Source organism: Pseudomonas sp. FR229a, assembly GCF_030209115.1.
Taxonomy (GTDB): domain Bacteria; phylum Pseudomonadota; class Gammaproteobacteria; order Pseudomonadales; family Pseudomonadaceae; genus Aquipseudomonas; species Aquipseudomonas moraviensis_A.
Window position 1 is genome coordinate 1 of the sequence record NZ_JARVSP010000041.1, and the last position, 3,746, is coordinate 3,746.

Sequence of the window (3,746 nt, forward strand, 5' to 3'; positions counted from 1 at the left end):
TTTGACCGTCGAAGTGTCGATGGTGTCGGTGACTTGAGTGACGGCTGGCGTGGTGCTTGGAACCAGGCTTTCGAAGTTGCCACCAGTGGCGCTGGTGATCGTTGCCTGCACAGAACCGGCGTCTTTGTAGACGTCATCGGACGGTGCCGGAACGGTTGCAGTGCCGGTGGTCTCGCCAGCCTTAATAGTGATCACGGCGCCGTTCGACAAGGTCACGGTAACAGGCGAGCCTGCAGCGTTGGTCAGTGTCGCGGTGTACGTAATCTGACCGCCCTCAGCCACAGAACCTGTCGCGCTCAGCGACAGATTTGTAGTGTCGGCAACGTCTGTGACGGAAGTCGAAACCGGGGTTTTGTCCGCCACCAGATTTTCGAAGTTGCCGCCGGTTACGCCAGTGATCGAGTTGATCAGCGGAGCGTTGCCTGTCAGCGCATCGTTCGGTGCGGTGAAGGTCGCAGTGCCGGAAGTCTGGCCCACAGCGATAGTGATGTTCTGACCGTTCGCCAGAGTCACGACCACAGGCGAACCAGTGACCGGAGCGCCAACTGTCGCGGTGTAAGTCACAGTGCCGCCTTCAGCAACCGAGGTATCAGCGGTCAGTTTGACGGTCGAAGTGTCGATGGTATCGGTGACATTGGTCACGGCTGGAACCGAGCTCGGCACCAGGTTTTCGAAGTTGCCGCCCGTAGCACCCTCGATGGTCACTTCGACTTTGCCGGCATCTTTATAGACGTCATCGGCAGGTGCCGGAACGGTGACGGTGCCAGTGGTTTTCCCAGCCTCGATGGTGATCACCGCGCCGTTGCTCAGACTCACGGTAACCGGCGTGCCGGCCGGGTTGCTCAGGGTCGCGGTGTAGACAATCGAACCGCCCTCGGCCACAGAGCCGGTCGCGGACAACGCCAGGCTGGTGGTGTCGGCGACGTCAGTCACCGAGGTTACCGCCGGGGTCTGGTCGGCCACGAGATTTTCGTAATTGCCACCGCTGGCGCCGTCGATTTTCACGCTCAAGGTGTTGCCGCCGGCCTGTGCATCGTTCGGCGCGGTGAAGTTGACGCTGGCGCTGCTGGCGCCGACCGGAATGGTGATGGTCTGGCCGTTGGACAGGGTGACGACTACCGGCGAACCGGTGACCGGTGCGGTCACCGAAGCGGTGTAGACGACCACGCCGCCTTCGACCGCGCTGGCGCTGGCGGTCAGCGAAACCGTGCTGTTGTCGATGGTGTCAGTAACGTTGGTGACTGCCGGGGTCTTGTCGACCACCAGGTTTTCAAAGTTGCCACCGCTGGTCTTGGTGATGCTCGCATCGATCTTGCCGGCGTCCTTGTACACATCATCGGCGGGCGCGGCGACGGTTGCGCTGCCGGTGCTTGCGCCTTTGGCGATGCTGATCACCGCGCCGTTGCTCAGGGTCACGGTCATGGCGGAGCCCGCCGGATTGCTCAGGGTAGCGGTGTAGACGATCGAGCCGCCCTCGGCGACGCTGCCGGTAGCGCTCAGGCTGATATCAGTGTTGTCGACGGCGTCGGTGACTTTGGTCACCACTGCCGAACGATCGGCCTCGACGCGCTCGAAATTGCCGCCGCTGTGGCTGGCGATTGCCGTCCGCACGTTGCTGCCATCGATGTATGGGGTGTTGGCGGGTGCCGGGAAATTCACCGAACCGCTGGTGGCGCCGGCTGCGATATTGATCACTGCGCCGTTGGCCAGGGTCACGGTCATGGCGGTGCCGGCCGGGTTGCTCAGGGTCGCGGTATAGGTGATCTGGCCACCTTCGCTGACGGTATCGCTGGCAGTCAGAGTCAGCGCGGTTGTGTCGACGGTATCGTTGACTGTGGTGCTGACAGGAGTCTTGCTGACGTCGAGCTTTTCGAAGTTGCCGCCGCTGGCATCGGTCATGGTCACGGTGAGCTTGCTGACGTCCTTGTAGACGTCATCGCTCGGTGCGGCAATCGTCACCGAACCGCTGGTCTTGCCTGCTTCAATGGTGATGGTCTGGCCATTGCTCAGGTTGACGGTGACCGGGGTCTGCGCGGCGTTGGTCAGCGTTGCGGTGTAAGTGATCGAAGCGCCTTCGAGCACATAGCTCTCGGCACTGAGGGTCAGGTGCGTGGTGTTGACGGTGTCGGCAACGTTGGTCACCGCTGGCGTCGGATTGGGCACCAGGCTTTCGAAGTTGCCACCGGTGGCGTCCTTGATGGTCACTTCGACTTTACCGGCGTCTTTGTAGACGTCATCGGCAGGTGCCGGAACGGTCACGGTGCCGGTGGTCTTGCCCGCTTCAATGGTGATGACCGAGCCGTTGCTCAGATTCACGGTCACAGGCGTGCCGGCCGGGTTGCTCAAGGTTGCGGTGTAGATGATCTGCCCGCCTTCGTTGACGTTACCGGTGGCAGTCAGCGCGACGCTGGTGGTGTCGACGGTATCCGTCACGGTGGTGCTGACCGGGGTCTTGTCGGCCACCAGATTCTCGTAGTTACCACCGCTGACATTGGTGATCGAGTTGGTCAGCGGTGCGTGACCGATCTGGACGTCATTCGATACGGGGGCGGTAACGCTGCCGGTGGTCTGGCCGACGGCGATGGTGATGATCTGGCCGTTGGCCAATGTCACGACGACAGGCGAGCCAGTGACTGGCGCGCCGACGGTCGCGGTGTAAGTGACGATTCCGCCTTCGGCCACCGAAGTATCAGCCGTCAGTTTGACGGTCGAAGTGTCGATGGTGTCGGTGACTGTCGTCACGGCTGGAGCAGTGCTCGGAACAAGGTTCTCGAAATTGCCACCAGTGGCGCTGGTGATCGTCGCCTGGACGGAACCGGCGTCTTTGTAGACGTCATCGGACGGTGCAGGAACGGTCGCAGTGCCGCTGGTTTCGCCAGCCTTGATGGTGATCACGGCACCGTTGGACAAGGTCACGGTCACTGGCGAGCCAGCAGCATTGGTCAAGGTCGCGGTGTAAGTGATCTGGCCACCCTCGGCCACCGAGTTTGTCGCACTCAGCGACAGGTTGGTGGTATCGGCAACATCCGTAACGGTGGTCGAGACTGGGGTGTTATCTGCAACCAGATTTTCGAAGTTACCGCCGGTGACGCCAGTGATCGAGTTGGTCAGCGGAGCGTTGCCGGTCAAGGCATCGTTCGGTGCGGTGTAGGTGATGGAACCAGTGGTCTGGCCGACGGCGATGGTGATGTTCTGGCCGTTCGCCAACGTCACGACGACAGGCGAACCGGTGACGGGTGCGCCGACGCTGGCGGTGTAAGTGACGGTTCCGCCTTCGGCAACCGAGGTGTCAGCGGTCAGTTTCACCGTCGAGGTATCGACGGTGTCGGTGATTTCGGTCACCGCCGGGGTGGTGTTCGGCACCAGATTCTCGAAGTTGCCGCCGGTGGCGTCCTTGATGCTGACTTCGACCTGGCCGGCGTCTTTGTAGACGTCATCGGCAGGTGCTGGAACGGTGACGGTGCCGGTGGTTTTGCCGGCATCGATGGTGATCACCGAGCCGTTGCTCAGGGTCACGGTTACCGGAGTGCCAGCCGGATTCGTCAGCGTGGCAGTGTAGGTGATCTGGCCGCCCTCGGCCACAGTGCCGGTGGCGCTGAGGCTCAGGCCAGTGTCATCGACCGAGTCGGTGATGGTGGTGACCGCTGGCGTGTTGCTTGGCACCAGATTCTCGAAGTTGCCACCGGTTGCACCAGTGATCGTGGTGCTGACAGTGCTGCCATTGTTGTAGACGTCATTGGCCGCTG

Annotated in this window: 1 protein-coding gene; it reads right to left on the reverse strand. The window is 61.8% G+C overall.

Annotation, left to right across the window (positions count from 1 at the left end; genetic code table 11):
• On the reverse strand, positions 1 to 3,746 hold a 3,746-nt coding region (locus tag QRN33_RS26105), incomplete at both ends, for an immunoglobulin-like domain-containing protein (protein WP_350310285.1).